Source organism: Polyangium jinanense (assembly GCF_028435265.1).
Taxonomy (GTDB): Bacteria; Myxococcota_A; Polyangia; order Polyangiales; family Polyangiaceae; genus Polyangium; species Polyangium jinanense.
In genome coordinates, this window is sequence record NZ_JAGTJK010000002.1 from 212,195 (window position 1) to 236,615 (window position 24,421).

General features: G+C 70.0%; 19 protein-coding genes. 11 read left to right on the forward strand and 8 right to left on the reverse strand.

What is annotated here, in order from left to right; translation table 11 throughout:
- The first annotated feature begins 71 nt into the window (after positions 1-71).
- The 6 genes from rph (at position 72) to KEG38_RS05245 (ending at position 3,747) form a co-directional block, all read left to right on the forward strand.
- A complete protein-coding gene (gene rph, locus KEG38_RS05220) occupies positions 72-836 on the forward strand; it encodes a ribonuclease PH (protein ID WP_272417915.1) in 765 nt (254 codons plus the stop codon).
- Positions 833-1,498, forward strand: a complete 666-nt coding sequence (gene rdgB / locus KEG38_RS05225) for an RdgB/HAM1 family non-canonical purine NTP pyrophosphatase (protein WP_272417916.1) — start codon at positions 833-835, stop codon at positions 1,496-1,498. The genes rph and rdgB overlap by 4 nt, the downstream gene beginning before the upstream one ends.
- Positions 1,495-1,851, forward strand: coding sequence for an AtpZ/AtpI family protein (locus KEG38_RS05230; protein WP_272417917.1), 357 nt, complete (start codon positions 1,495-1,497; stop codon positions 1,849-1,851). Before rdgB ends, KEG38_RS05230 begins: the two co-directional genes overlap by 4 nt.
- Complete coding sequence (locus KEG38_RS05235) at positions 1,848-2,369, forward strand: ATP synthase subunit I (RefSeq protein ID WP_272417918.1); 522 nt, start codon at positions 1,848-1,850, stop codon at positions 2,367-2,369. Before KEG38_RS05230 ends, KEG38_RS05235 begins: the two co-directional genes overlap by 4 nt.
- A 54-nt stretch (positions 2,370-2,423) precedes the next feature.
- Positions 2,424-3,197, forward strand: a complete 774-nt coding sequence (atpB, locus tag KEG38_RS05240) for a F0F1 ATP synthase subunit A (RefSeq protein WP_272417919.1) — start codon at positions 2,424-2,426, stop codon at positions 3,195-3,197.
- A gap of 208 nt (positions 3,198-3,405) precedes the next feature.
- Positions 3,406-3,747: an ATP synthase F0 subunit C gene (locus KEG38_RS05245; RefSeq protein WP_136928778.1), complete on the forward strand. Its 342-nt coding sequence runs from the start codon at positions 3,406-3,408 to the stop codon at positions 3,745-3,747.
- Between the two features lie 96 nt (positions 3,748-3,843).
- Here KEG38_RS05245 and KEG38_RS05250 read toward each other — a convergent pair whose 3' ends face one another.
- The 4 genes from KEG38_RS05250 to KEG38_RS05265 form a co-directional block, all read right to left on the reverse strand.
- Positions 3,844-5,562: an ABC1 kinase family protein gene (locus KEG38_RS05250; protein WP_272417920.1), complete on the reverse strand. Its 1,719-nt coding sequence runs from the start codon at positions 5,560-5,562 to the stop codon at positions 3,844-3,846.
- A gap of 28 nt (positions 5,563-5,590) precedes the next feature.
- On the reverse strand, positions 5,591-6,907 hold the full coding sequence (locus KEG38_RS05255; RefSeq protein ID WP_272417921.1) for a L,D-transpeptidase: 1,317 nt from the start codon (positions 6,905-6,907) through the stop codon (positions 5,591-5,593).
- Positions 6,908-6,926: 19 nt separating this feature from the next.
- The gene (locus KEG38_RS05260; RefSeq protein WP_272417922.1) at positions 6,927-8,570 is read right to left on the reverse strand and encodes an FHA domain-containing protein; all 1,644 of its coding nucleotides are present in this window, start codon (positions 8,568-8,570) and stop codon (positions 6,927-6,929) included.
- A gap of 117 nt (positions 8,571-8,687) precedes the next feature.
- Positions 8,688-10,337 carry a HEAT repeat domain-containing protein gene (locus KEG38_RS05265; RefSeq protein WP_272417923.1) on the reverse strand — a complete coding sequence of 550 codons (1,650 nt, stop codon included), beginning with the start codon at positions 10,335-10,337 and terminating at the stop codon, positions 8,688-8,690.
- Between the two features lie 218 nt (positions 10,338-10,555).
- Between KEG38_RS05265 and KEG38_RS05270 the strand changes: the two genes are divergently transcribed.
- Genes KEG38_RS05270 through KEG38_RS05285 form a run of 4 tightly spaced genes read left to right on the forward strand, consistent with a single transcriptional unit; the run spans position 10,556 to position 18,328 of the window.
- Positions 10,556-13,903: an FtsK/SpoIIIE family DNA translocase gene (locus KEG38_RS05270; protein WP_272417924.1), complete on the forward strand. Its 3,348-nt coding sequence runs from the start codon at positions 10,556-10,558 to the stop codon at positions 13,901-13,903.
- Between the two features lie 24 nt (positions 13,904-13,927).
- The gene (locus KEG38_RS05275; RefSeq protein WP_272417925.1) at positions 13,928-14,311 is read left to right on the forward strand and encodes a hypothetical protein; all 384 of its coding nucleotides are present in this window, start codon (positions 13,928-13,930) and stop codon (positions 14,309-14,311) included.
- Entirely contained in the window at positions 14,308-15,594 is a 1,287-nt protein-coding gene (locus KEG38_RS05280; protein ID WP_272417926.1) for an outer membrane protein assembly factor BamB family protein, read from the forward strand. Before KEG38_RS05275 ends, KEG38_RS05280 begins: the two co-directional genes overlap by 4 nt.
- 16 nt (positions 15,595-15,610) lie before the next feature.
- Positions 15,611-18,328: a cyclic nucleotide-binding domain-containing protein gene (locus tag KEG38_RS05285; protein WP_272417927.1), complete on the forward strand. Its 2,718-nt coding sequence runs from the start codon at positions 15,611-15,613 to the stop codon at positions 18,326-18,328.
- 318 nt (positions 18,329-18,646) lie between these two features.
- On the opposite strand, the gene KEG38_RS05290 is transcribed toward KEG38_RS05285, so the two are convergent.
- The 3 genes from KEG38_RS05290 to KEG38_RS05300 all read right to left on the reverse strand — a co-directional run bounded on the left by KEG38_RS05290 (position 18,647) and on the right by KEG38_RS05300 (position 21,268).
- A complete protein-coding gene (locus tag KEG38_RS05290; protein ID WP_272417928.1) occupies positions 18,647-19,378 on the reverse strand; it encodes a hypothetical protein in 732 nt (243 codons plus the stop codon).
- 5 nt (positions 19,379-19,383) lie between these two features.
- Complete coding sequence (locus tag KEG38_RS05295) at positions 19,384-20,508, reverse strand: M50 family metallopeptidase (protein WP_272417929.1); 1,125 nt, start codon at positions 20,506-20,508, stop codon at positions 19,384-19,386.
- Positions 20,509-20,692: 184 nt separating this feature from the next.
- A complete protein-coding gene (locus KEG38_RS05300; RefSeq protein WP_272417930.1) occupies positions 20,693-21,268 on the reverse strand; it encodes a hypothetical protein in 576 nt (191 codons plus the stop codon).
- A gap of 217 nt (positions 21,269-21,485) precedes the next feature.
- On the opposite strand from KEG38_RS05300, the gene KEG38_RS05305 reads away from it, so the two are divergent.
- Positions 21,486-23,528: a TonB-dependent receptor domain-containing protein gene (locus tag KEG38_RS05305; protein WP_272417931.1), complete on the forward strand. Its 2,043-nt coding sequence runs from the start codon at positions 21,486-21,488 to the stop codon at positions 23,526-23,528.
- Positions 23,529-23,583: 55 nt separating this feature from the next.
- Here KEG38_RS05305 and KEG38_RS05310 read toward each other — a convergent pair whose 3' ends face one another.
- Positions 23,584-24,384, reverse strand: a complete 801-nt coding sequence (locus KEG38_RS05310; protein ID WP_272417932.1) for a hypothetical protein — start codon at positions 24,382-24,384, stop codon at positions 23,584-23,586.
- Between the last annotated feature and the right edge of the window lie 37 nt (positions 24,385-24,421).

Sequence of the window (24,421 nt, forward strand, 5' to 3'; positions counted from 1 at the left end):
GCCGGACGAGGATGCACAGGTCGAGAGTGAGGATGCACTGCGCGGCTCTTCGCCTGTGCTAAGGACGCGGCGTGTCCCGCCCCGATGGCCGTAGCCCCGCCGAACCTCGTCCCGTCGAGATCGTCCCGCACTTCCACCGCAACGCGGAGGGCTCCGTGCTCTACCGCGCGGGCGGCACGGTCGTGCTTTGCACCGCGTCGATCGACACGGTCGTGCCCCCATGGATGGCAGGCAAGGGCAAAGGCTGGCTGACGGCCGAGTACCAGATGCATCCCCGCGCGAGCCGCGCGCGAAGGGAAGCACGCGAGGGGCGCGGCAAGTCGCCGAGCGGGCGGACGCAGGAGATTCAGCGGCTCATCGGGCGCGCGCTCCGCAGCGCGATCGACCTCGACGCGATCGGCGAGCGCACGATCGTGATCGACTGCGATGTGCTGGAGGCCGATGGTGGGACGCGGACGGCGTCGATCACCGGAGGCTTCGTGGCCGCGGCGCTCGCGCTCGCGAAGCTGCGCGCGGCGGACCAGATCGCGCCGGTGCTGCGGGATCAGGTGGCCGCGATCAGCGTGGGGCACGTGGACGGCGAGGCGATCCTCGACCTCGTCTACGTGGAAGACAGCCAGGCGCGCGTGGACCTCAACGTCGTGGGTACGGCGCGTGGATCGATCGTCGAGGTGCAAGCGACGGCCGAGGGCGAGGCGATCGAGCGGCGCGACCTCGACGGCATGATCGACATCGGTCTCGTGGGCGTCGCGAAGCTCGTGGCGATGCAACGCAGCGTGCTCGCGTCCGCGGGCGTCGAGCTCGCTTCGCTCTTCCAGGCGGGGAGGTTCTCGTGAGCGAGTCGAACCTGCCGCTGTCGATCCTCGTCGCCTCGACGAACCGCGGCAAGCTCGCGGAGCTCGCGGCGCTCTTCTCCGACCTGCCCATCAAGCTCCTGCCGCTCTCGCAGGTGCTGCCCGACCTGCCGCCGATCATCGAGGACGGCGCGACGTTCGTGGACAACGCGCTCATCAAGGTACGCACGGCGTCCGAGGCCGCGATGATGGTGACGCTCGCGGAGGACTCGGGGCTCGAGGTCGACGCGCTCGCGGGCCGGCCCGGCGTGCGCTCGGCGCGCTTCGCGAAGGAAGGCGCGACCGACTCGGAGAACAACGCGGCGCTGCTCGCGGCGCTCGAAGAGATCGACGATGAGCACCGCACGGCGCGCTTCCGCTGCACGATGGTGCTGCTCGATCCGTGGAACGAACTGCAGCCCGAGGTCATCTGCGAGGGCCGCTGCGAGGGGACGATCGCGCGGCAAGCGCGCGGCGCGGGCGGCTTCGGCTACGACCCGCTCTTCATCGTCAAGGGCGACGGCCGCACGATGGCCGAGCTCGGCGACGACGAGAAGAACCGCATCAGCCACCGCGCCGAAGCGGCGCGCGCGATGCGGCCCGTGCTGGAGGCGTTGATCGAGAACAGGCGCGCGACGGTGACGCGCGTCGCGGGCGAGCGGTGAACGGGAACGAGCGCAAGCGCCCGCCCAAGGTCGAGGAGTGGCGTGGCGTCGGGAGCCTCGGGACGATCGGTCTCGAGATCGTCCTCTCGATCGCCTTCGGCTTCTTCGGCGGGCGCTGGCTCGACGGCAAGCTCGGCACCGAGCCGTACCTCTCGATTCTCGGTTTCTTCTTCGGCTGCGGCGCGGCGGTGAAGGCCTTCCTGCGCGCCTCGCGCGAGATGAAGGCGCAGGCCGAGCGCGAGGAGCGCGAGCAAGGCAATCCGCGGCCGCGTTACGACACGCCCGAGGAGCGCAAGGACGCGCCTCCGATCACGAAGGCGGACGATGAAGACGAGGGGAGGGGAGGCGGATGAGCGACGACGCGCAGAAGCCTTCCAAGCTCGACGCGCAGATGCGCGCGGCGCTCTTCGGGGTGATCGGAACGGGGGTTGTCCTTTCGCTCGGCGCGTTCGCGTTCGGCGGGCCGCGGTTCGGGATCGGCGTGGCGATCGGCGGGGCGCTCGCGCCGATGAACCTCTGGGTCTTCGCGCAGGTGGGCGAAGCGTTTTTGTCCCGGCGGGGAAACACCGCGCCCTGGGCGGTCATCGCGACGATCAAGCTCGCGCTTTTGCTGGGCGGGGTTTGGCTCATCCTGCGCAGCGGGATCGCGTCGGGTCTCTCCCTCATCGTGGGATATGGGGCGCTGCCCATTGGGATCACGGTGGGGACGCTGTTTGGCCCGAAGCCCCCGGAGGACCTTCCGGAGGGGGACGGGCGGCGAACCGCGGGGCCTGGTTCACAAACTTCGCGAAGATCTTTCGGGGACGCGCCGCGCGAAGATGTGCTAAAGGCGAGGCCCGCCGACGAGGGGGACCCCTCGAACGAGCCCTGAGATCGAGATCGAGCTCAAGATTGGAGCGCTCCTCGTGACGGAGCGACGACGGTCATGCCCGAGCATACTGGTTTTCTGACCTTCCTCCTGGCCCACCTCCCTGGTCTCCGCGAGAACGCGAAGAACCTCGGCCACACCTTCATCGCTCACGAGCCGATGAGCTACCACTCGGTCGAGCCGATCTTCTCGAGCCTGCTCATCATCGTCGTGTTCATCGCGATGGCGATGTCGGTGCGCTCGAAGTTCCGGCGGCTCAACGAGTCGGTCGTTCCGGACGATCGGCTCAGCCTGCGCACGTTCTTCGAGGCGTTCTTTGGCTACTTCTACGACATGGCCAAGGACGTGATGGGGGCCGAGAACGCCAAGCGGTACTTCCCGCTGATCGGCGGCGCCGCGGGCTTCATCTTCTTCTCGAACGTCTCGGGCCTGATCCCCGGCTTCTCGCCGCCCACGTCGAGCCTGAACGTCACGCTCGGCTGCGCGCTGCTCGTTTTCCTCTCCTTCAACATCTGGGGCATCAAGGAGAACGGCTGGAGCTACATCGCGCACCTCGCGGGGCCGAAGTGGTACCTCGCGCCGCTCATCTTCCCGATCGAGGTCATCTCGACCTGCGTCCGTCCGATCACGCTCAGCGTGCGTCTGATGGTCAACATCGCGGTCGACCACCTCATCGCCTCGGTCTTCTTCGGCCTCGTGGCGATCTTCCTGCCGCTGCCCGTGATGATGCTCGGGCTCATCGTGATCGTCGTGCAGACGCTGGTGTTCTGCCTGCTCAGCAGCATCTACATCGGCCTCGCCACGGAGCACCACCACGCAGAACACCACTGAGGCGCCCCCGCGAAAGATCGCGGTGGGATCCTCAAAAAGCTGCTAGCCAAACCGTCAGTTTCGGAATAAAGGGGGGCCGCCCGAAGCGAAGCCCCCGAGCCCTCGGCGGGCTGGGACCAACAGTCAGTCCCCCCAAACCCCGTGGGTCGTCTCGAATGATGCATGCAGCCCCCCATGGGGGCGCGTGGCCTGAAAGGAGCAGAACCCGATGTCTCTCAAGAGCAAGCTCACCCTGTCCACGCTGGTCGCCACCGCGCTGGCCCTCGTTCCCAGCATGGCGTTCGCGCAGGATGCTGCTGCTTCGAACAAGTTCGACACGAGCGGCATGATCGCGCTGGCCGCCGGCCTCGCGATCGGCATCGCCGCCCTCGGCGGTACGCTCGGTCAGGGCCGCGCCGCCGCGGCTGCCCTCGAGGGCATCTCGCGCAACCCGGGCGCCGCGGCTCGTATCCAGACGCCGATGATTCTCGGCCTGGCGCTCATCGAGTCGCTCGTGCTCTTCGCGCTGATCATCGCGTTCTTGCTCCAGGGCAAGATCCCGCAGCTCTGATCGGACAGGCCACGCGCGGATTCACCGGGCCGCGAAGCAGGGCGTCGAGGTAGCTCGGCGCCCTGCTCTGCGCATGTGGCAGTCAGTGAGCGGTCGTTAGCGAAGATGGCGGAGCACGTCGAGGACGACGTGCCCGAACATCACGAGCACGCCGAAGACGAGGAGCGTGATGCCGAGCGGATCCTTTCGATCCGTTTGAAGCAGCCACGTCCCCGCGAAAACGAAGGTCGCCACGACGAGGCCCGCGAAGAGGCGCCGTCCGAGGCGATCGACCGTGCGCGGGAGGGTCGGATCGGTGGTGCGTAAGGTCAGCCGCCCGAGGCGCAGGTCGTCGAGGACCTCGCGGAGCTGTTGCGGCAAGTCGTAGGCAGCGCCGGATAGGCGCTCGACGCCGCGCCAGAGCTCCATCCCGACGCGCTCGGGCGAGTAACGTTTGCGCAGGAGATCGAGGAAGAACGGACGCGCGACGCCAAAGACGTCGAGGTCCGGGTCGATCTCCTTGCCGACGCCCTCGATCGTCATGATCGCCTTGCCGACGAGCAAGAAGTCCGGCGGGATCTCGATGCCGTACTTGCTCGCGCCACGCATGAGGTCGCTGATCATCGCAGCGACGTCGATCTCCTTGAGCGGGCGGCCGAGGTACTTCTCCGCCAGGACGCTGACCTCGGCGCGGTAGGCGCGCATGTCGACCTTCTTCGTCGGCGTGCCGATCGCATAAAGCGCGTCCGCGACGCCGAGGTGGTCCTGACGGACCGCGGCAATCATCAGGTCGAGCGTCTTGTCGCGCATCTCCGGGGACAAACGGCCGACCATGCCGAGGTCGATGAGGCCGATCGTGGGGCTGTCCGGATCGCCGGAGATCAAGATGTTCCCGGGGTGCGGGTCCGCGTGGAAGAACCCGTCCTCGAAGATCATCTTCACGACGATGCCTACCGCGGCCTGCGCGATCGCAGGGCCCTTGTGCCCGTGGTCGCGGATCTCGTCGTAGACCTTGCCGCCAGGCAAGAGCTCGAGCGTGAGCACGGTTTTCGAGGAGGCTTCGCGGTAGACGTGCGGGAAACGCGCGTGCGGGTGGCCCGCGAAGTGGCGCCTGAACTTCTCGGCGTGCTCGGCTTCGAGTCCGAAGTCGAGCTCGCTCGTGATCGCGCGATCGAACTGATCGACGAGCGCCGATGGTTGGTACAAGGACGATTCGGGGATCGTGCGCTCGATGAGCTTCGCGAGCGCGTGCAAGAGCTCGAGGTCACGCGCGACGGTCGTGCGCACGCCGGGCCGCTGCACCTTCACCACGACCTCTTGCGGGCCGTCCGCGTGCTTGAGCACCGCGCGATGCACCTGGCCGATCGAGGCCGCGGCGAGAGGTTTTTCCTCGAACCGCTCGTAGATGTCCTCGATGGGCGCGCCGAGCGAGGCCTCGACCGCGGCCTTGATGTCGCTCCACGGCAGCGGGTTGACCTCGTCCTGGAGCTTCTTCAGCTCGATGATCCAGTCGTTCGGCAGGACGTCGGGGCGCGTGGAGGCGATCTGGCCGAGCTTCACGAACGAGGGGCCGAGATCCATGCACACGAGCCGCACGCGCTCGGGGAGCGAGATGCGACGTCGCTCTTCTTCACCACGCTTCGCGTCGGCCTCGGGCGCCTCGACCAGCGCGTCGCTCGCATCGACGCCCGCAGGCAGTTCGGGCATGGCCTGCGTGCGCGAGCGGCCGCCGAGGCCGAGCCGCTGCGCGAGCTCGCCGAAGCCGTGACGAACGAGCACGACGTAGATCTGGCGCAGTCGGCCGAGATCACGGACAGCGTTGACGATCGAGACCATGGGTGAGCGCCCTCTCGCGTGAGGGCTTCTAGCGTACTCGCACGACCGTGCCTACGTCGTGCGTGCTCGGCAAGGCGGCGGTCCATCCGGCGGGCACGCGCGGCGTGGTCCAGAAGAAGAGCCTCTGCGCGTCGAGCGGCGCGAGGTTCACGCAGCCGTGGCTACGCACGGTCCCGAACGATCGATGCCAGAACGCGCCGTGCAGGCCTACGCCCTTCGCGAAGAATTGCACCCAGGGCACGTCCTCCATCCGGTAGTACCGCGTCGCGCCCTCGTCCTCGAGGTTGTCCATGTTCGAGGTGAAGAGCTTGGCCCAGATCCGCGAGGTTCCGCGCGGCGTCGCCGTCGCCGTTCCTTCACGGCCCTTGCCCGTCGAGACGAGCGTCGCGAACACGGGCCGTTTGCCCTCGTAGGCCACGAGCGTCTGGCTCTCGAGCTCCACGTCGATCCACTTCTCGCCCGCGGCGACGTCGACCTCGGGTGGCGGCGGCGCGATCGTCGGGTGGCGGAGCTCCGACGAGCGGACCCACGCGTTCTCGCCGATACGCGTGAAGCGCGCGCCGCCCACGTGTTTCTCCTCGAAGAAGGGGACACGTTCGAAGCGCGCGCGGCTGCCTTCCGTTTTGCCGAGCGCGCTCGGCGTCGAGAAGACCTTTGCTTTGTCGACGAGGATCCATGCGAAGGGCAAGACGTCCGCGGGCGCGTCGGGCTTGATCTCCTCGCCGCGGAACGCGAGCGGTCGCGCGGGGCCGAGGTCCCGCATCGGGATCCAGAGCTCGTTGTGGCTGCGTCCGTAACGAGCGCCCTCGACCACGCGCTCCTCCACGATCGCCACGGCGAACCCCGGTTCGAGCTGCATGTCGGGCGCGCCGATGTCGACCGCGTGAAGCTTTTTGTACGCAAACGATCCGTCGGGGCCGACGAAGTAGTACCGGAAGGGCAAACCATCGGCGGTCTCGCGGATCGCGCGGTAGGCGGCGTTGACGAAGGGCGTCTCCGCGAGCTCGACGGCGTCCTCGCAGACCCACGCGAGCGGGCCGATCGAGAGGAACCGTCCTTTGCAGCCCGGGCCGCGGCGCACGGCGAAGATCGGCAGGTGCACGTCGAGCGCAGCCGAGCCGCGGCGCTGTGCACCTTCCCATGGAGATGCGAGGATCGGCTGATCGGCCTTGAGGATCCGCGCGCTCACGATGCCCTGCGGCAAGGGCTCTGTCTCGGGCGCGACCCAGGGCGGCTCGTTCGAGGCGCGGGCGTGTCCCGTGACGAGGAGCGCAGCGAGCGTGAAGGAGAGGAAGGGCGGGGCGTGGCGGGTGGCTCGCAGGGTTTGTCCACGCGAGCCACCCATGACCGCACCCATCAGCGCGTCAGCGGAAGGAGAACCGGACCTCGTGGTCGCAGATCCGGAACGAGTCGCCCTCGCCGATCGCCTTGCGCGTGATGCGCTGGCCGTTGAACTCGACGCCGTTCGTCGAGCCCATGTCGACCATGTAGTACTGGCCGTTCAGGTACTCGACCATCGCGTGCTGGCGCGAGACGTTCGGGTCCTTGATCGTCAGGTCGCTCGACTGCTTGCCGCGGCCAATGATGAAGCGGTCCTTGTTCACGACGCTCCGCTCGCCTGCGTAATACGCGAAGAGCGGGATCGCGCCCGGGATGCCGCCGGCCGCGGAAGGCGCAGGCGCAGGCGGGGCCGGAGGCGGTCCCGGAGGCGCCATGTTGCCATACTGCGGCGGAGGCGGCGGCGGAGCCCCGAAGCCAATCGCCGAGGGAGGTCCCGGCGGGGGCGGCGGAGGCGCACCCATCATCGGGGGGCCCGGCGGCGGAGGCGGCGGCGCACCCATCATCGGGCCCGGCGGGGGCGGCGGAGGCGCGCCCATCATCGAACCCGGCGGCGGAGGCGGCGGCGCACCCAGCGACGGCGGGGCCGGCGGCGGGGGCGGGCCTCCGGTGGCCATCGGAGGCACCGGCGTGGCCGGAGGCGGCACCGAGCGCGCGGGCGGCGGCGGCGGAGCGCCCGGGCCCATCGTCTGCCGGGTCGGCGGCGGGGGCGGGGGCGGACCACCGGGACGCGCGGCGCCCGTGGGCGGCGGCGGCGGCACGTTCGGGCGCGACGGCATGCCGGGGGCCGGCGGCGCGGGGACGCTCGGCGGGCGGGTCGCCGTCTTCGGGGGCGGCGGCGGCGCGCCGGCCAGGGAGCCGGTCGGCGGACGCGTCGGCCCCGGCGGAGGCGGCGGCGGGGTCGCGGTCGCGGGTCCGGGCGGAGGCGGCGGCGCGCCGAGGCCCGGCCCCGGGCCACCCATCATGGGCGGAGGCGCGGGCGGCATGCCCGGACTTTGGGTACCCGTGAGGCTCGGCGGCGCACCGTAGGGCGAAGGCGGCGGAGGCGGCGGCGCACCATACGGCGAAGGCGGCGGAGGCGGCGGCGCACCGAGACCCGGTCCCGGGCCGGGACCCCCCATCATGGGCGGGGGCGCGGGCGGCGCACCCGGGCCACCCATCATGGGCGGGAGCGCGGGCGGCGCACCCGGACCCCCCATCATGGGCGGGGGCGCGGGCGGCGCACCGGGGCCACCCATCATGGGCGGGGGCGGCGCGGGCGGCGCGCCGAGCATGGGCGGCGGCGCGGGCGGCTGCGCCGGGGCGCCGACCATGGGCGGCGGTGCGGGCGGCATGCCGGCGCCGATCGGGGCCGAGCTGTACGCCGCGGGCATCGAGACGCCGGTGGTGGGGCCCGGGGCCGGCGGATAACCCGGCGGCGGCGACGGCGGCGGCGCGGGGATTCCCGGCGTCGACATCGGGCTGCCGCTTCCGGGGGCCGACTCATTGCGGACCGCGCCGGGGAACGGTGTACGCGGGCTGTAGCTACGCTGCCGCGCGTACTGCTTCATCGACTCGTTGATGAGGTAGTCGATCGAGCACTCCAGCTCGCGTGCCATCTGTTCGAACGTCTCCCAGAGGACGTCGCGGCACTGGAATGTCCTTGCGCTCTTCTTGTTCGGGTCCGACATTGTTCCCTGATCGTCGTCGATGGTTCCGGGGCCGTACTGAGGATCCGGAAAGCCGATCCTCCGCGATGTCGACCTGCACGCTCTACGAAGGCTCTTCGTCGATGCGTGCGGTGCCGCTCATTTCTTTTGCTCCTTGGCAGCTTCGGGTTTGCGCTCCTTCATGGCCGGCACGACGCAGTGGCGGACGAACTCGCCGATCGTCTTGATCTCTTTCTGCTCGCGCTCCTGGCTGCCCTCTTTCGGGACATCGCAAACCCATTTGCAGTCCGGGTCGCTGTCGCACTTCGGGGCCCTGCCCTCGTCGGCTTCCAGCGAGGACAGGGCGGACACGTCCGCGGATGTCCCGTACGTGAAATAATACGCGATCGCGCTCGTCCGCGCTGCGGGTGATCCAGGGCCGAAGTATTTCTTCAGCGCGTCGAGGGGCGTGCCCTCCTTCAGCTCGCCCAGATATGCGCCATACGTGAGCGCCTCGCCGAGGGCGAAGTTTTTGTCGTCCGGGAGCTTCCCGAGGAACTCGCCCACGTCCTTGACCGTCGACATCTTGAGCACTGTCGTCGCGGCGGCGCGGCGCACCTTCCACTTGTCGGTCTTGAACAGGGCGTAGAGCTTCTCGACCACCGCCTCGCGGGGCAGCTCGCCGATGCGGCGGAAGGCTTGATCCAGCACCACGTCGGGCGCGTCGCTGCCCGCGATCTCGAGGATCCGCTTGACGTCGTCGGCGTTGTCCTTCTTGAGGTGCCCCTCGAGCGCGGCGAGCGCGGTTTGCCTTCGTTTCTCGCTCTGATCCTTGCGCGCCGCGAAGCCGAGCAGGTGGTCGACCACGGGCCTCTGGCCAACCCTGCGCATCGAGGCGAAAACCTTGATGAGCTCGTCGTCCTGGAGCGTCTCGATCTGCTTCTTGAATTGCTCCTCGGTCGGCGTGAGCTTTTGCGCCGCGTTCGAGTCCTTGAGCTCGGGCGTGCGCACCTTCGTCCAGTCGTCCGAGAGGATCCACTTCGCGACCTCGACGAGCGCCGCGGACGCGCCTTCCTTCGTCTTCGCGTCGCCGAGCTCCGCCACGAGCGAGGCCATGGAGTCGAGCTTGCGCGCGTCCTTCGTCATGAGCTTCGGCAGCCCCACGACCGCTTCCGCCCCGATCACGCGCAGGAGCTGCTCCATCCCGTAGGCCTGGCCGCGTGCTTCGAGGCGGCGTTCGAAGTCCGCCATGGCCCACTCGACGAGCGCGCCGCGCAGCGTCTGCTTCAGGCCTTCGTCCGTGATGAGCGGCGGCTTGTCCGCCACGAGCATCGCGTAGGCCGCGTCCTTGTACGGAAACGATCCGTCCGCGGGCGCCGGCTGTCCCGGCTGTGCGACGGGCGGCGGGCGCTTCAGCTCCACGATGATCGACGAGACGAGCTGCGACACGATCGGCGCCTGGACGTCGGCGCGCAGGCCCGAGAGCACCTCGACGAGGCTGCCTTTGCAGGCCTCGTTCTCCGGCGGATTCTCGCTGTCGATCTGGGTGAAGGCGAGGCGCCGCCCGGATCGTGGCTTCATGCGGATCAGCGCGAGCGCGCTCTCGACGCGGAGCGAGGTGTCGTACTTGTCGTACAACAGCACGGCGCAGAGCTTTTTCGGGCCGTGGGCCGTGTTTTCCCAGCGGTGGATGTCGTTGTCGTCGACACGGCAACCGCTCACCGCGAGCCCCATGCCCAAGGTCACGAGGCACGTCGCGAGAACCCTCGCGGTCTTGGGGCGCGGCCCTGCTCCATCAACGCTTCGCATGCTGTCCTTGGGAATGGCGGCGATGGTACCGCTCGGGGCGTCCCAGGCTCAAAGAATTTCGGGTCCTTAACAAAGGCGCGACCTCGCCGCGCCGCGCCGAAGAGGGGGATCCTCTGTAACCCCGATCACGAACTCGGTGCGTCCCGCCGCCTTCGCCACCAGGGACTTGCATAGAGGGAAGAGTGGGAATATGTAGGCAAGGTAGGTTCAGGTAGGCCATGACCGTTCCTCTCTTCGCTCCGCGTCGTGTGCAGACCGCCCCGGGTCCCGGTGAAACTGTTTCGTCGCCCACGAAAAAAACACGTGGGGGCGGAGGCCGGGGGGGCGAGGGCGAGGGTGCGTCCGCGGCGACGGCCGCGCCGGCGCGCCATACGTATGCGCGGGAGGCGGCAGCGCTCGTGCTGCTCGCGTCCGCGCTCTACACGTCGCTCGCGCTGGCTTCGTTCCGGGGGGATCCGCTGCGGCCCGAGGTCGTGGGTCCGGACTGGGTCGGGCCCGTGGGCGCGGCGTTCGCGGAATTCGCGGCGAGTACGGTGGGCGTCGTCGCGTGGGCGCTGCCGCTCGAGCTCGTGGCGCTGTCGGCGCCGCTGCTCGGGGGCAAGCCGTCGCGCGCGAGCGTGTCGCGGTTCGGCGGCGACATCGTGGTCATCGTGATCCTGGCGGCGCTCGCGCACGTGGCGTTTCCCGTGGCGACGTCGTTCGGCGCGATGCCGCTCGGCGGCGCGGTGGGCGAGCTCTTCGGCGAGGTGATGCGCTCGCTGTTCTCGGCGATCGGCTCGTACATCATCGGCCTGACGGTGGTCTCGTTGATCCTGGTCCAGCGCGCGACGTTCTCGTTCATCGAGCTCGTGCAGCGGATGCGGAAGTCGCTGGAGACGGCCGGCGAGAAGGGCGCGTTCGGGCTGAAGGCGCTCGCGTCGGCGTGGCAGAAGGCGCGCGAGATCGAGCGCGCGAGCACGAAGGACGAGAAGGCCGAGCGCGCAGTGGACGCGAAGATCGTGGCGACGCCCGCGGCGGACGCGATCATCGCGGCGCTGACGGCGGGCGATGATGGTGACGAGGTCAAGAAGGACGCGACGCCCGATGCGATGAACGTGGTGATCGCGAAGGGCGCATCGGAGCCGGCGCTGCCGGTCGCGTGGAACGACGGCGGCGTGATCGCGAGTGCGCTCGTGGAGGCGGATGCGCCGAAGCCGCAGCAGCGCAAGCGGCGCGCGCAGACGGCGAAGCCCGCGGCTGCGTCGGGGGACGCGGAGACGAAGGAGAATGCGGTCGCGGCGCCGGTGATCGTGACGAACGGGGCGGCGGCGGAGGCGGTGGCGGAGCGGTCGATCACGCCGGCTGCATCGGCTGCACCTGCGCCTGCTGCGATCACGCCGGCTGCGTCGGCTGCGCCTGCGCCTGCTGCGATCGCGCCTGCCCCGATCACGCCTGCGGAACGTGCCCCTGCGCCTGCTGCATCTGCGGAACGTGCACCCGCGGCGCCTGCGCCCGCGCCGATCACGTCGACCGTCAAGGAACCGACGGGCCCCGCGATCTTCGCGCCGCCCGCGGATCCCGTGGCGATCGTGGCCGTCTCGGACATGGCCGCGGGAGACGCGTTCTTCGACGCCGTCGCCACGCCGACGCCGCCCGCGGCGCCGCCGAAGGCACAAGCACCCAAGCCGACGACCTCGAAGCCCCGCGCGATCGAGCCGAAGGCGAAGCCGTTGCCGCCGCCTCCGCCGCCCACGCCCACGCCCGAGCCTGCGGTCGTGAACGAGGTCGACAACGAAGAGGACGAAGCGGACGACGAGGACGAGCGCGACTTCGAGCACGAAGCGCCGACGAGCGAGGACGAACCGGAGGAGGCGATCGACGAGAGCCCGATCGCGCCCGTGAAGGTCGAGCCCCCGAAGCCCATCGCCAAGCCCGTGACGCCCGCGGCCGCGGCCGCGCCCGCGCCCGCCGCGCCTGTCGCGACCGTCGCGACCGTTGCACCTCAAGCGATCACGCGCGCGCCCGAAAAGCCGAGCGCGCCCGAGGTCGTGAAGGTCGTGCCTGCCGTCGGCAAGGGCTTCCGCTTGCCCACGACGGACATGCTCGAACCGCCCTCGCCTGGCGACAAGTTCGCCATCGACGAAGAGCAGCTCCGCGACAACGCCGCGCTCCTCGAGAAGACGCTCGCGGACTACGGCGTGAGCGGCAAGGTCGAGGAGATCCACCCGGGCCCGACCGTCACCACATTCGAGGTCGCGCCGGCCGCGGGCACGAAGGTCTCGAAGGTCGCGAGCCTCGCCGACGACCTCGCGCTCGGCCTCTCGCGCAAGGTGCGCATCATCGCGCCGATCCCGGGCAAGAATCGCATCGGCTTCGAGCTGCCGAACGAGCGGCGCATGCCCGTGTCGCTGCGCGAGCTCGTCGAGGATCGCCGCTTCCAGGAGATGAAGGCGCCGCTGCCTTGTGTCCTCGGCCGCGACATCATCGGCGCGCCGTACTTCGCCGACCTCGCGTCCATGCCGCACGTGATCGTCGCGGGCGCGACGGGCGCCGGCAAGAGCGTCGGCCTCAACGTCATGCTCGTCAGCCTCCTCTTCCGCAAGACGCCGGAGGAGTTGCGCATGCTCATGATCGATCCGAAGGTCGTCGAGCTCGCGCCCTTCGATCGCATCCCGCACATGCTGCTTCCGGTCGTGACGGACATGAAGCAGGCGGCGAACGCGCTCAAGTGGGCCGTCGACGAGATGGAGCGTCGCTACCAGCTCTTCGCGAACGCGGGCACGAAGAACATCGGCACCTACAACGCGTGGGTCGAGCGGGTGCAGCGCGGCGAGGCGAAGCCGCCGCGTCCGCCGAAGAAGGTCGCCGCGATCTCGGCCGAGGGGCTCGAGGTCGAGGTCGATGCCGCGAAGGACGGAACCGACGTGGCCTTGCCGGAGAAGATTCCGTACATCGTGATCGTCGTCGACGAGTTCGCCGACCTCATGATGCAGCAGGGCAAGGACGTGGAGGCGAGCGTCGCGCGTCTCGCACAGAAGGCGCGCGCGGCGGGCATGCACGTCATCCTCGCGACGCAGCGCCCGAGCGTCGACGTGATCACGGGCATGATCAAGGCGAACTTCCCGACGCGCATCGCGTTCCGCGTGGCGCAGAAGGTCGACAGCCGCACGATCCTCGACGAGCAGGGCGCCGAGCACCTGCTCGGCCGCGGCGACATGCTCGTGAAGATGAACGGCGCGACCGACACGCGCCGCGTGCAGTGCCCCTTCGCGAGCGAGGAGGAAGTGCAGCGGGTCACGGACTTCCTGCGCCTCCAGGGCGAGCCGGTCTACGACGAGGCGATCCTCAAGCCGCGCGACGAGGAGGGCCAGGAGGCCGACACGAATGATGCCGAGAACGATCCCATGTACGACGCTGCCGTAAGGATCGTGGCCGAGACGCGGCGCTGCTCGACCTCGTGGATCCAGCGTAAGCTCGGGGTTGGCTACAACCGTGCGGCAAAAATCGTCGAGGCCATGGAAAAGCGTGGGATCGTCGGTCCTGCGAACGGAGCGAAGGACCGGGAGGTGCTGATCGCGCCCCTCTGATCGCTATTTGTTTTCCGTCCCCGCGTGCTAGAGAAACCGCTCGAGATGGCCTGCGAAGAAGAGCGCACACAGCTCATCGGCCAGATCGCGAGCCTCCTTCGGGAAAACTCGCTGCCGCCCGCCGCTCGGGAAGCGGGGCTCACGCTGATCGCGTGGCTCGCGCGGCGCATGCCCGGCGAGTCGGTTTCGCTCGCCGGAAAAGAAGAGATGATGCGTCGCTGCGTGGAGCACGGCTACACGATGAACGGCGCGCATGGCGTGAACGGCGTGGTCACGAACGGCGTGAACGGCGCGGCCAAGAACGGCGCGCATGGTGCGTCGGGTCTGAACGGCGCGAGCTCGGCGAAGAGCCGCGCCGCCGAGAAGCGCAGCGGTTCGTCGCGGAGTAACGGTCGCCGCGCGCGGTGAAGATCAAGCCGGGGCCGCTCTTCGCGTCCGCGGCCGCAGCGACGATCTGCGCAGCCCTCGCCGCAGGACGCGCGCCAGAGACGCTCGCAACCGCGCGCTCGACCGAACACGCGATCCTCGATCCGGCCCTTCGCCTCGCGGACGCGTTCCCGCCGCCTCCACCACCGCCGCCGCCCGAGGTCGTGGTGCGAGGTCCTCCGAGCCGCACCTTCCGCGGTGACGCGAAACGCCGGCATCGAAGCCCTTTCTACGGCCCACGCGCGCTCCCCACCGCCACCGTCCTCCACGAGGCCAGCGCCTCCATCGCCGCGATGCCTGCCATCCTCGAAGGCGGCGATCTCCTCGTCGCGTCGCTCGACGGCTCGCTCGTGCGCCTCTCGCCCACCGGCGATCTCCGCTGGAAGATCCGCCTCGGCGATCGCATCTACACGAGCCCGCTCATCACGGGTGATCACGCCGTCGTCGGCTCCGATGCCGATCGTGTCGTCGCCGTTCGCCTCTCGGATGGCCGCATCCTCTGGCAGCTTCTCGTCGATGGGGACGCCGACACCGCGCCGGCCGAAGCGCCCGATGGATCGATCGTGATCGCCGCCGGCAGCTCGCTCTACGTGATCCGCCCGAGCGGATCGCTCCGCACGCGTGTCCGCTTGCAGCGCAAGATCTACGGCTCGCCCGCGATCGACGACGACGGCACGATCTACGTCGGCGCGCAGGACGATCACCTCTACGCGTTCACGCTCTCGGGCGCGCGTGTCTTCCGCCGCGAGCTCGGCGCCGACGTCGACTGCGCGCCGCTCCTCGGCGACGAGGGCGCGATCTTTGTCGGCACCGACGGCGGCCACGTCTTCGCCTTCGAGAAGAGCGGCGCGCTCCGGTTTCGTGTCGACGTCGGCGGGTTCGTCCGCGGAGGGCTCTCGCTCGGCCTCGATGGGAGCGTGATCGCGGGAGTGTACGGCCCGAGGCCAGGGATTGTCGCGCTGGATCCGACGAGCGGCGCCGAGCGGTTTGCCTTTCGAATACGGGAGGGCGGCCCCCGCGAGCTCGGCGTTCACGGCGGGCCCCTCGTCGACGCCGAGGGACGCCTCTACTTCGGCGCCGCCGACGACCACGTCTACGCCCTGGATTCCCGCGGATCACGCCTCTTTGCGGTCCCCGTGACCGGCGACGTGGACGCGCCGCTCGTCCTTGGCCCGGGCGGGGTTCTGTACGCCGGCGCAGAGGACGGTCGCCTCTACGCGATCCAAGGCGCGGCACTTCCCGCACCGACCAGAAACGGCCTGTGATAGGGGTGGTCTGGTCATGGCCGAGCTTTCGGTGACGCTTCCCGAGGCGCGCCCCGACGACGCGGAGGATGTCGTCTGGGGGTTGTCGACTGCGAGAACGCTGTGGGCGCGTGGTGAGCGAAGAGATGCCGTCGTGTGGCTCCGGCGCGCAGCCGAGGCCGCCGAGTCCTCGGGCAACGCCTTCCGCGCCTCGGAGCTCGGGATGTATGCCCAGGAGCTCGACGACGCCCTCACCGCCGCCGCCGCGCCCGCCGCGCCGGACGTGCCGCCGCGCCCGCCGCTGCCGTCGTTCGACATCGACTTCGATGCCAACACCGGCACGCCGCCGCCCGCGCACGTGAGGCCCGCGATCGTGCCGCCCGCGCCGGCAGCGCCGCCGCTCCCGCCGATGGCGCCGCCGCCGCTTCCGCCGCAAGCGACGCCCCAACCGCCTTCCGCTGTCCCCCTCACCGCGCGGCCCCCCTCGATAGCGCCGCCGCCGCTTCCACCGCAGAGCGCACTGACCGCGCCGTCGCCCGGCTCCTTGCGGCCGCCGCCTCCGCCCTCGGTCATGCCGCCGGCCGCGCCGTTCGTGGCGTCTCCCGCGCCGAGCGTACCGCCGCCGGTCGCGGCGCCGCTCCCGCCGCCCGTCTCGCCCGTGCCGCCGCCGGTCCCGGAAGGCGACCCTCTCGGGCCGCCGTCGCACCCGCCCTCGGTGCGTCCTCCGCCGCGTTCGGTCACGCCGCCGCCGATGTCCGCGACGACCACGCGGCCGACGACCACGCCGCCGCCCGCGCCTGGCAAGGCCGCCGCCGCGCAGCAACGGAAAACCCCCCTCCGCTCGCCGATCCTCGATCCCTGGTCGGAAGGTGATCCGCAGAGCGCGAACCTGCCCCGCGGGGAAGAGCCCGCGCCGCGGCGCAAGACCGTGACGGGCGAATCGAGCGCCTCGCTCGCACGGCCGCGCGTTTCGGCCTTGCTCGAAGACGCGGACGTCATCACCTCGGCCGCGCCGCTCGAGCAGACCCTCGGGAAGAAGCGCGCCGTCCCGCCGCCGCTCCCGGGCGGCACCGCGCTCGCCGGGCCGCCGGCTTCGGCCGCCGCGCCGCCGCCTCCCAAGGCGCCCCCGCCTCCGCCGGTGCGCGCCTCGTCCCCCGCGAACCCCGCGGTCGCGCCGCCGCCTCCCGCCTCCGTGCGCCCGCCCGTGCCGCCGCAGCCGCCATCCGTGCGGCCGCCGCCTCTGCCGCCGGTGCCGCTTGTGCCGTCCGTCGCCGAAGCGCCGAACGAGGCCGCCGCCGCGCCGCCGCCTCCGCCGGTCCCGGCTGCCCCCGAAGCGCCTCCTCCCGCGGCGCCGGCTGCTGCGCCGCAGGCCCCCGCAGCCGAAGCGGACGGCTCGGTCGATCCCGCCGCCGCGCCGCAGCCCGGACAGCTTGCCGCCCAGGCCCAGGCCGTCCCGCAAAAGCAGGGCCCGCGCGCGCCGAGCGTGCCCCCGAAGGCCCCTGCGCCGGCCGCCATCCCCAAGACCGGCGGCCCCGCGACCACGCCCTCTCCCCCCGTCGCCGAGCCGCGCGCCGAGACGAAAACGCAGCCGCCTGCCCTCAAGGCCGACGCGCCCCCGCCCGAAGCCACCAAGGTGACGGTCCCGAAGCCCGCGCCGGGCGGCATCAACCCGGCGGCGCGTCGTGCCCTCGCCGACACGCTCCAGAGCCCCATCGCCGCGAGCGCGCTCCGCGTGCCGAAGCCCCCGACCGTCGCGACGCAACCCGCGCCGGAGAAGGAGCCCGCCTGGGCCGTGCCTCCGCCGGCAAAGACGGCGCCCGCCGTGCCCGACGCCATGAAGAGGTCCGGCACCACGATGCCGCCGCCTGCGCCGCCGCGTCCTTCCCCCGCCACGACCACGGGTCGTGCCGCGCTCGCCGCGCTCAAGCCGGACGCAGCGCAGCCCCCGGCCGAAGCGCCCAAGCCTGCGCCGCCTGCTGCTCCCGAACCTGCGCCGCTCTCCTCGGGACCGCCGCGCATCGGCGACGTGATGCTCGAAGCGATCGAGCCGCTCACGGACCTGCCCGAGGACGTGCAGCGCGCCCTCTCGCGCGCCGCAAAGATCGAGGAGCTCGGCCCCGGCCAGACGCGCGCGCTCAACGTGATGCTGGTGATCGCGGGCGAGGTCTCCGTCTACGCGACCGACGCGACCGTACCGGGTCACGTCGCGGGCCCGCGCTCGTTCTCGACGTCGCGCGGCTCGCTCGAAAGCAGCTTCCCCATGCGGTTCGTCACCGGCGCGAGCGGCGCGAAGATCGCCTCGTGGGACGAGGCCACCTTCGACCACGCGCTGCGCTCGTGCCCCTGGGTCCTCGACGACTGCAAGGCGACCGCCGATCGCTTGCAGGCGCGCGCGGGCCTCGCGCTCGGCGCCCTCGGCGGGCTCGACGCAAAGACCCGCGACAGCCTGGCCACGCGTCTCGACATGCGCGTGGTCGAGCCGGGCGAGGTCATCACGCAAGAGAACGAGCCGATGCCCGGTCTGATCTTCGTGGTCGGAGGCGGCGTCGAGATCGTCGAGGGGGATCCGTCGGCCGTCGTCGGCGAGGCACGCGCGGGAGAGCTCCTCTTCGCGGATGCTCTCTGGGCCGGCGTTCCCGCGCCGCTCACGTCACGCGCGAAGGCCTCGGGCGCGCTTCTGCTCGTCGCGGATCGCAAGCTCGCGCTCGAGCTCGCGGCGGATGTTCCGCTCGTCGCCGAGTTGCTTTCGCGCTGAAGCCGCTGCGCTGGGGCGTCGCCCCAGGCCCCACCAGGGGCTATCCGCCCCTGGACCCGGACCAGCGCAAGCGCTGGACCCGGGGTCGATGAACTGCGCGATGCGCAGTTCATCGAATAGCCGATTCAAGACCAGGAGCGACCCTGCCCGTCAAGACCGCCGTGTCGACTGGCAACGCCGTCCCTGGTCTTGCCACCGGCCTGTGGAAGAACCGCGCATCGCGCGGTTCTTCCAACCCGAGTCCAGGGCTTGCCCTGGTTCGGGTCGAGGGGCGAACAGCCCCCGCGGGGCCCGGGGCAGAGCCCCGGCGCGGCGTCTTCAGCGCACAGCCGTCGTCGTGCTGCGCGGATCCGCGGCTGGCGCGTTCGGGCTCGCTGGATCACTCGCGCTCGCGCCATCCGCGGGACCCGTCTCCTCGATCAACCAGACGAGCTCGCTGTTGCCTTGTGCGCCGGCGAAGCGGATTCCGAACCACTTCGCTTGTGGTGAGATCGTTGGCCTTCCATCCGCTGTCGATCGCGGAAAGCGGATCCGGAACGCTTGCCTGTGCACCGTGCTGTACGGGAAGTATGTCCGTTCGAGCGCGTTCGGCTTCGTGATTGCGATGATCTCTTCCGGCGCTGTCTCGTTGCCCGTGTCGTCGATCAGCCGCACGATCCACGCGCTGTCGGCCTTCGTCAGATCGTTGAACCGACGCTCACCGCCGTAGAGTGCCACGAAGAACTGATGCCGCTGCCGCGTCTCCTCGAGCGTGCGCTCGAGCAGCTTCTTCCGTTGATCGATCGTGAGCCGGTAGTCCTGCACGTACCGCACGACGTAGGCCCAGCGGAAATCCCACGACTCGAACGTTGCTGTCGCGGTCAGGTAGTTTTCGAGCTCGCTCACTGCGAACAGATCTTCGGTGCGCGTCCACTTCCGCAGCACGCTCTCGTAGTCCGTTGCGACGTACTCGCGTGGACCTTCGGCGAGGCTCACGTGGGGCGTGACGCAGCCCGAGGCGCCGAGGAGAAGAGTCACCGCGAGCGTGGCGCCGAGCAGCGTGCGTTCCATCGTGATCACTTCGACAGCATGTGCGGCACGTCTTTGAAGACCGTGATGTACAGCGCGAACCCGAGCAGCGTCAGGATGCCGAAGCCGTTCGTGTAGACCTCGACCATCGCGTTTGGCTTGCGCCGCGTCACCGCCTCGTATGCGAGGAACACGAGCCTCCCGCCGTCGAGCGCCGGGAACGGCAGCAGGTTGAAGATCCCGATGTAGGCCGACAGCACGCCGAGCAGCCACAGGTACGCGGCGAGCCCTTGCTTTGCGGCGTCCTCGGTCTCCTTGATCATTCGCAGCGGGCCGCCGAGGTCGTCGGTGTTGCCGCGGAAGAGCTGCGACAGACCTGCGCCGATGCTCTTCACCACCTTCGGCGGCTCGGTCAGCGCGAAGATCGCCGCATCCTTGATCGGCACGGGCAGCTTGTGCGGCGCGACGCCGATCTTGCCCTTGCCGTCCTCGTTCGTGGGCGTGATGTCGAGCGTCTTGCGCTCCTCGTGGTTGTCGTCGATCTTGCGCTCGATCACCACCTTGATCGGCTCGCCCGGACGCTTCGAGATCTGCTCCGCCATCTCGTTCCACGTCGTCACGGGTGCGCCTGCGACCTCGACGATCTTGTCGCCCGGCTGCACCCCTGCCGCTTGCGCTGGCCTTCCGGGCACCGCGTCGACGTACGTGAGCAGCTGACGCTCGTTGTTGATGACGGCTTCGGCTGCCTTGCCGCCGTAGAGCGTCGCGCCGAAGAAGAACACCGAGGCGAAGACGTAGTTCGCCAGCGGGCCGCTGAAGATCGTGACGATGCGGCCCCACAGGCTCCCGTTCGAGAAGTTACCCTTGTCCTTCGGGTCCACCTCTTCGAGCGGGTTCATCCCCGCGATCTGCACGTACGCGAGGAACGGGATGATCGCGACCTGGTAGACCGTCGGCCCTTGCTTCTCGGCGTCGTGCTTCCAGAGCCGCAGCTTCACCTTTTCGGCGGCCGACGTGAACCAGTAGTAGCCGTCCTTCGGGGAGACCTTGAAGAACGTCGGTCCGAACCCGATCGAGAACTTCAGCACGCGCATCCCGAACATACGCGCGGCGAGGAAGTGCCCGCCTTCGTGGACGACCATCAGCAAGGCGAGGGCCAGGATCCCGAACATCGACGTCAGTTTACCTGCCCGGCGGACGATCCGCACGCGCGAGATAAGCTCGGATGACCAGCTTTACCGTGCTTTCTGGCTCGAACGAGGGGGCGAGGCGAGCGAAGCGCCCGCCAGGGCGGGTCCGTCCCCGGGGGGCGGGGAGCGGTGGGGGGCAGGGAGGCGGACCGGCCGCGGAGGCCTTTCAGCTCCCGACGAAGAAGGACACGCCTACGCTGAACATCGGGTAGCCGAGGCGGAACGTGAGGGCGATGTCGTTGTTGAAGTGGATACGCGTGCCGAACCAGATGGCCGGGTCGATGTCGACGTAGCGGAAGGCGCCCTCGCTGCGGACGATGCCGCCGAACTCGGCGAACGCGCTCCAGCTCCTCGTGAGGAAGAAGTTCCACTGGAGCGCCACGGGCGACCAGATCGCGTAGTTGTCGCGGTAGTAGCGGCAGTAGCGACACTGGGTGAAGTCGAGGCCGAACGAGATGCCGATCGTGTTGTTGATCTTCTTGATGAACATCGGATCGGCGAGCTCGATCGTGGCGCGGAAGCCACCGCCGAGCTCGGCGCCGCTGCCGTAGCGACCGACGCCGTAGCCGCGTCGGAAGAGGATGAAGTTGGCGTGCGGCTCGAGCTCAGCCCGGTACTCCGGGTGCTGCGAAGGGTTCTTGATCACCCAGTCGACGGCGTGGGCGTCTGGCGAGTACGCCACGAAGGCCCCAGCAGCAGCGAGACCTGCAGCGAGCAAGTGGTGTGTCGTGCGCGTCTTCATGGAACCTTCGTAGCAAGAGAATTTCCGGGAAGGAAGGAACCAGCATCAACTCGTTCGCTCGGTGGTAACTCCGGTTTCCAGCGCGAAGCCAATCTCTGCGGCTTTTTGCGTCGAGGGCGGCACCGACGCAGCAAACGCTCGCCTCGCGGTGTGGATCGATCTACGAGCGGCGCGGTTCGTCCCCGTGCGTCACGGGTGACCCTCGTCCCGGATCGGCATGTCCTCTCGCACGAGCGCACGTTTCCTCGTCGCAGCTGCGTTCGTCGCGGCGCTCGTGGCTCCTCTGCGCGTCCGGGCGGACGAGGAACCGGCGAAGCCCGCGCCCATCGACGTCACCATCCGTGGCTCCACCGCGCCTGCGTTCGTCACGCGCGCGTCGAGCGACGAACGCGCCCGCGAGCCCATCGACGCGGCCTCGATCCTCGCCGAGCTGCCGAGCGTACACGTCCGTCGTCTCGGCGCTGACGGCGCGCAGTCCACGCTCTCCATCCGCGGCTCGGCGTCCACGCAGGTTGGCGTCTTGCTTGCCGGCATTCCGCTCACGAGCGGCGCGGATCCTTCGCTCGATGTCGGCTCGCTCCCGCTCTGGCCCGGCGCGAGCTTCCGCGTCTACCGCGGCTTCGCGCCTGCTTCGCTCGGCGCAACGGGCTACCTCGGCGGCGTCCTCGTCATCGATCCGCCGACGCCGCTCGCGGGCGCGCGCACCGAGTGGCAAGCGCTCGCGGGCTCTTTCGGCGCGCTCAAGGTCCGCGCGGGCGACGCGCGCAAGATCGGCGACGTCACGATCGGCCTCGGCGTCTTCGGCGCGCGCTCCGATGGCGACTTCCCGTACGAGATCACGAACCCGCGCACGGACAAGCTCGACACGCGCACGCGCACGAACGCGAGTGCCGTCTCCGCGGGGGCGATCGGCCGCGTCGCGCTCGAACGATCGTGGGGCACGATCGGCGCGACCTTCCTCGCCGACGCGCGCCGCGTCGGTCTGCCCGGTTCGGCCACGTACCCCACGTTGCTCCCGCGCCTCGAAACGGATCGCCTCGTCCTCGGCGTCGACGCCACCGTGCGTGACGCCCTGCGTGGCTCGCTCCGCTTGCAAGCGTGGGGACGACGCGAGGGCGCGACCTTCTCGGATCCGAACGGCGAGATCGATCCCACGCGCGTCGGCATCGACGCGCGGCAATCGATCCTCGCGGCGGGCGGCTCCCTTGGCTACCGCGCCGTGTTCCCTCGCGTCGCGCGATCGAGCCTCGGCGTCTTCCTCGACCTCCGCGGCGAGTCCCTCACGCCTCCCGAGACGAGCACCGTGCTCGTGGGCGTCACGGCATCACGTATCGCGGGTGGCCTCGGCGTCGAGCTCGAAGCGCGCCCGTTCGAACCGCTCCGCCTCTTCGCCACCGCGCGCCTCGACGCGCGACGCGACCGTGCGACCGACGTCCCCTCCTCGCTCTCTCCGACGGGCGACACGGACCCCACGGCGAGCGACCTCGTCCCGAGTGGCCACGTCGGCGCCTCCTACCGCTTCGCCGATGCGGCGATCCTCTCGGCGCACGCGGGCGCGCTTCGCCGCTTCCCGAGCTTCGTCGAGCTCTACGGGGATCGTGGCAGCTTGCTCGGCGACCCGCGCTTGCGTGTCGAGGGCGCGCTCGCGGCGGACGTCGGCGTGCATGGCGACGTCGCGGCGGGTCGCGTGTCGTTTCACTACGAGCTCGTCGGGTTCGTCACGTCGGCGCGTGACCTCATCGTCTTCTTGCCGCTCGGCCGCAGCACGTTCCGCGCGGGCAACGTGGACGCGGCGCGTATCGCGGGCGCTGAGGTCTCGGCCTCGCTCACCGGGACGCGTTTTGCGACCACGCTGAGCTACACGCTCATGCACACGGAAAACCTCGGCGAGGATCCGCTCGCGCATGGCAGGCCCTTACCGGGCCGCCCGCTGCACGACCTTTCGTACGATGCGGCATACCGATTCGGCCCGGTGCGGCTGCGTTATGGGATCGACGCGGTGGCGGGCACGACGGTGGATACGGCGGGCACGATCCTGGTCCCGCCGCGCCTGTTCCACGGCGCGGGCGCGTCGCTCGACGTCCCGGGTATTCCGTCGCTGCGCGTGGGCGTCGAGGTGCAGAACCTGTTCGACGTGCGGACATTGCGCGTGCCGTCGCCGCTGTCACGGACGTCGGTCGCGGTGCCTGTCAGTGACTTTTTGGGGTTTCCGCTGCCGGGGCGGACGGTGTGGGTGACGGCGCGTTATCGGGCGCCTTAGGGGAAAAACTCCCTCCCTCTCCACGCGTGGAGAGGGAGGGTTGGGGAGGGTGAGGTCAGGCGGTGGGCTCGGCGGCGGGCGCGGCAGCAGCCGGCGCAGCCGGCTTCTTCTTGCGGCGCGTCGCGCGCGCGGCGGCCACGGCCTTGGCGTGTGCGATGGCGTCATTCAGCGGGGCGAGCAGCGCCCCATTTTCCAGGGCGATCTCGACATTCCCTGCCGGAGCGCGAGATTCGAGGTATTTCCGCAGGCGCCCGACCACGTCGACCCAGGCGGCCTCCGCACCCTTGCCCAGGCTGATATGGTCGCCGATGGCTCCACGCGCCGTGGCTTTCTCGGCGAGCGCGAAGTCACTCTCTTCGACCGCGGATTCGAGGCGGTCGAGCCATACCATGGGAAACGAGATCCCGGCGAGCGTCGGTGCATGCTCGGGCGCGCGCAGGACGGAGAGGATTCGTCGAATCTCCTGGTTCTGGTCGGGGATGTAATCATCGAGGAATGCGCGCCCACGCGGGAATGCGGCGGTGTGGAGCGCGCGGGCCGAGGCGACATGAGGACCCGCCCGGCGGCTGGCCTCGATGTCGATGTATCCCTCGATGTGCCGGGCGAGGGTATCGACCTCGATATCGGCCTTCTCGCTGCGGTCGGCATGCGCGGCGCGCGCGGCGCTCGTCTCGTCCTTGCCGGTCACGTGGGTTTCGAGGCGGATGGTGATTGCGTCGAGCTGGGGGATGAAGGCGTCGAGCATGGGCTCGGGCGGGCCTTTTTGGGCGCGGAGGATGAGGTTGTCGTGGAGCTTGCGGCCGATGGTGGCTTTCTGGGCGCGGGAGAGCTTGGCGGGGGAATTGTTGGTCGACATGGGAAACACCTCGCTGAAACGAGCGCGGCGGGATGCC

What these genes read in the sequence shown, in the direction of transcription:
- KEG38_RS05235 (WP_272417918.1), top strand. Translation starts at nt 1,848, where the DNA reads ATGAGCGACGACGCGCAGAAGCCTTCCAAGCTCGACGCGCAGATGCGC.
- atpB (WP_272417919.1), top strand. Translation starts at nt 2,424, where the DNA reads ATGCCCGAGCATACTGGTTTTCTGACCTTCCTCCTGGCCCACCTCCCT.
- KEG38_RS05245 (WP_136928778.1), top strand. Translation starts at nt 3,406, where the DNA reads ATGTCTCTCAAGAGCAAGCTCACCCTGTCCACGCTGGTCGCCACCGCG.
- KEG38_RS05250 (WP_272417920.1), bottom strand. Translation starts at nt 5,562, where the DNA reads ATGGTCTCGATCGTCAACGCTGTCCGTGATCTCGGCCGACTGCGCCAG.
- KEG38_RS05255 (WP_272417921.1), bottom strand. Translation starts at nt 6,907, where the DNA reads ATGGGTGGCTCGCGTGGACAAACCCTGCGAGCCACCCGCCACGCCCCG.
- KEG38_RS05260 (WP_272417922.1), bottom strand. Translation starts at nt 8,570, where the DNA reads ATGTCGGACCCGAACAAGAAGAGCGCAAGGACATTCCAGTGCCGCGAC.
- KEG38_RS05265 (WP_272417923.1), bottom strand. Translation starts at nt 10,337, where the DNA reads ATGCGAAGCGTTGATGGAGCAGGGCCGCGCCCCAAGACCGCGAGGGTT.
- KEG38_RS05270 (WP_272417924.1), top strand. Translation starts at nt 10,556, where the DNA reads ATGACCGTTCCTCTCTTCGCTCCGCGTCGTGTGCAGACCGCCCCGGGT.
- KEG38_RS05285 (WP_272417927.1), top strand. Translation starts at nt 15,611, where the DNA reads ATGGCCGAGCTTTCGGTGACGCTTCCCGAGGCGCGCCCCGACGACGCG.
- KEG38_RS05290 (WP_272417928.1), bottom strand. Translation starts at nt 19,378, where the DNA reads ATGGAACGCACGCTGCTCGGCGCCACGCTCGCGGTGACTCTTCTCCTC.
- KEG38_RS05295 (WP_272417929.1), bottom strand. Translation starts at nt 20,508, where the DNA reads ATGTTCGGGATCCTGGCCCTCGCCTTGCTGATGGTCGTCCACGAAGGC.
- KEG38_RS05300 (WP_272417930.1), bottom strand. Translation starts at nt 21,268, where the DNA reads ATGAAGACGCGCACGACACACCACTTGCTCGCTGCAGGTCTCGCTGCT.
- KEG38_RS05305 (WP_272417931.1), top strand. Translation starts at nt 21,486, where the DNA reads ATGTCCTCTCGCACGAGCGCACGTTTCCTCGTCGCAGCTGCGTTCGTC.
- KEG38_RS05310 (WP_272417932.1), bottom strand. Translation starts at nt 24,384, where the DNA reads ATGTCGACCAACAATTCCCCCGCCAAGCTCTCCCGCGCCCAGAAAGCC.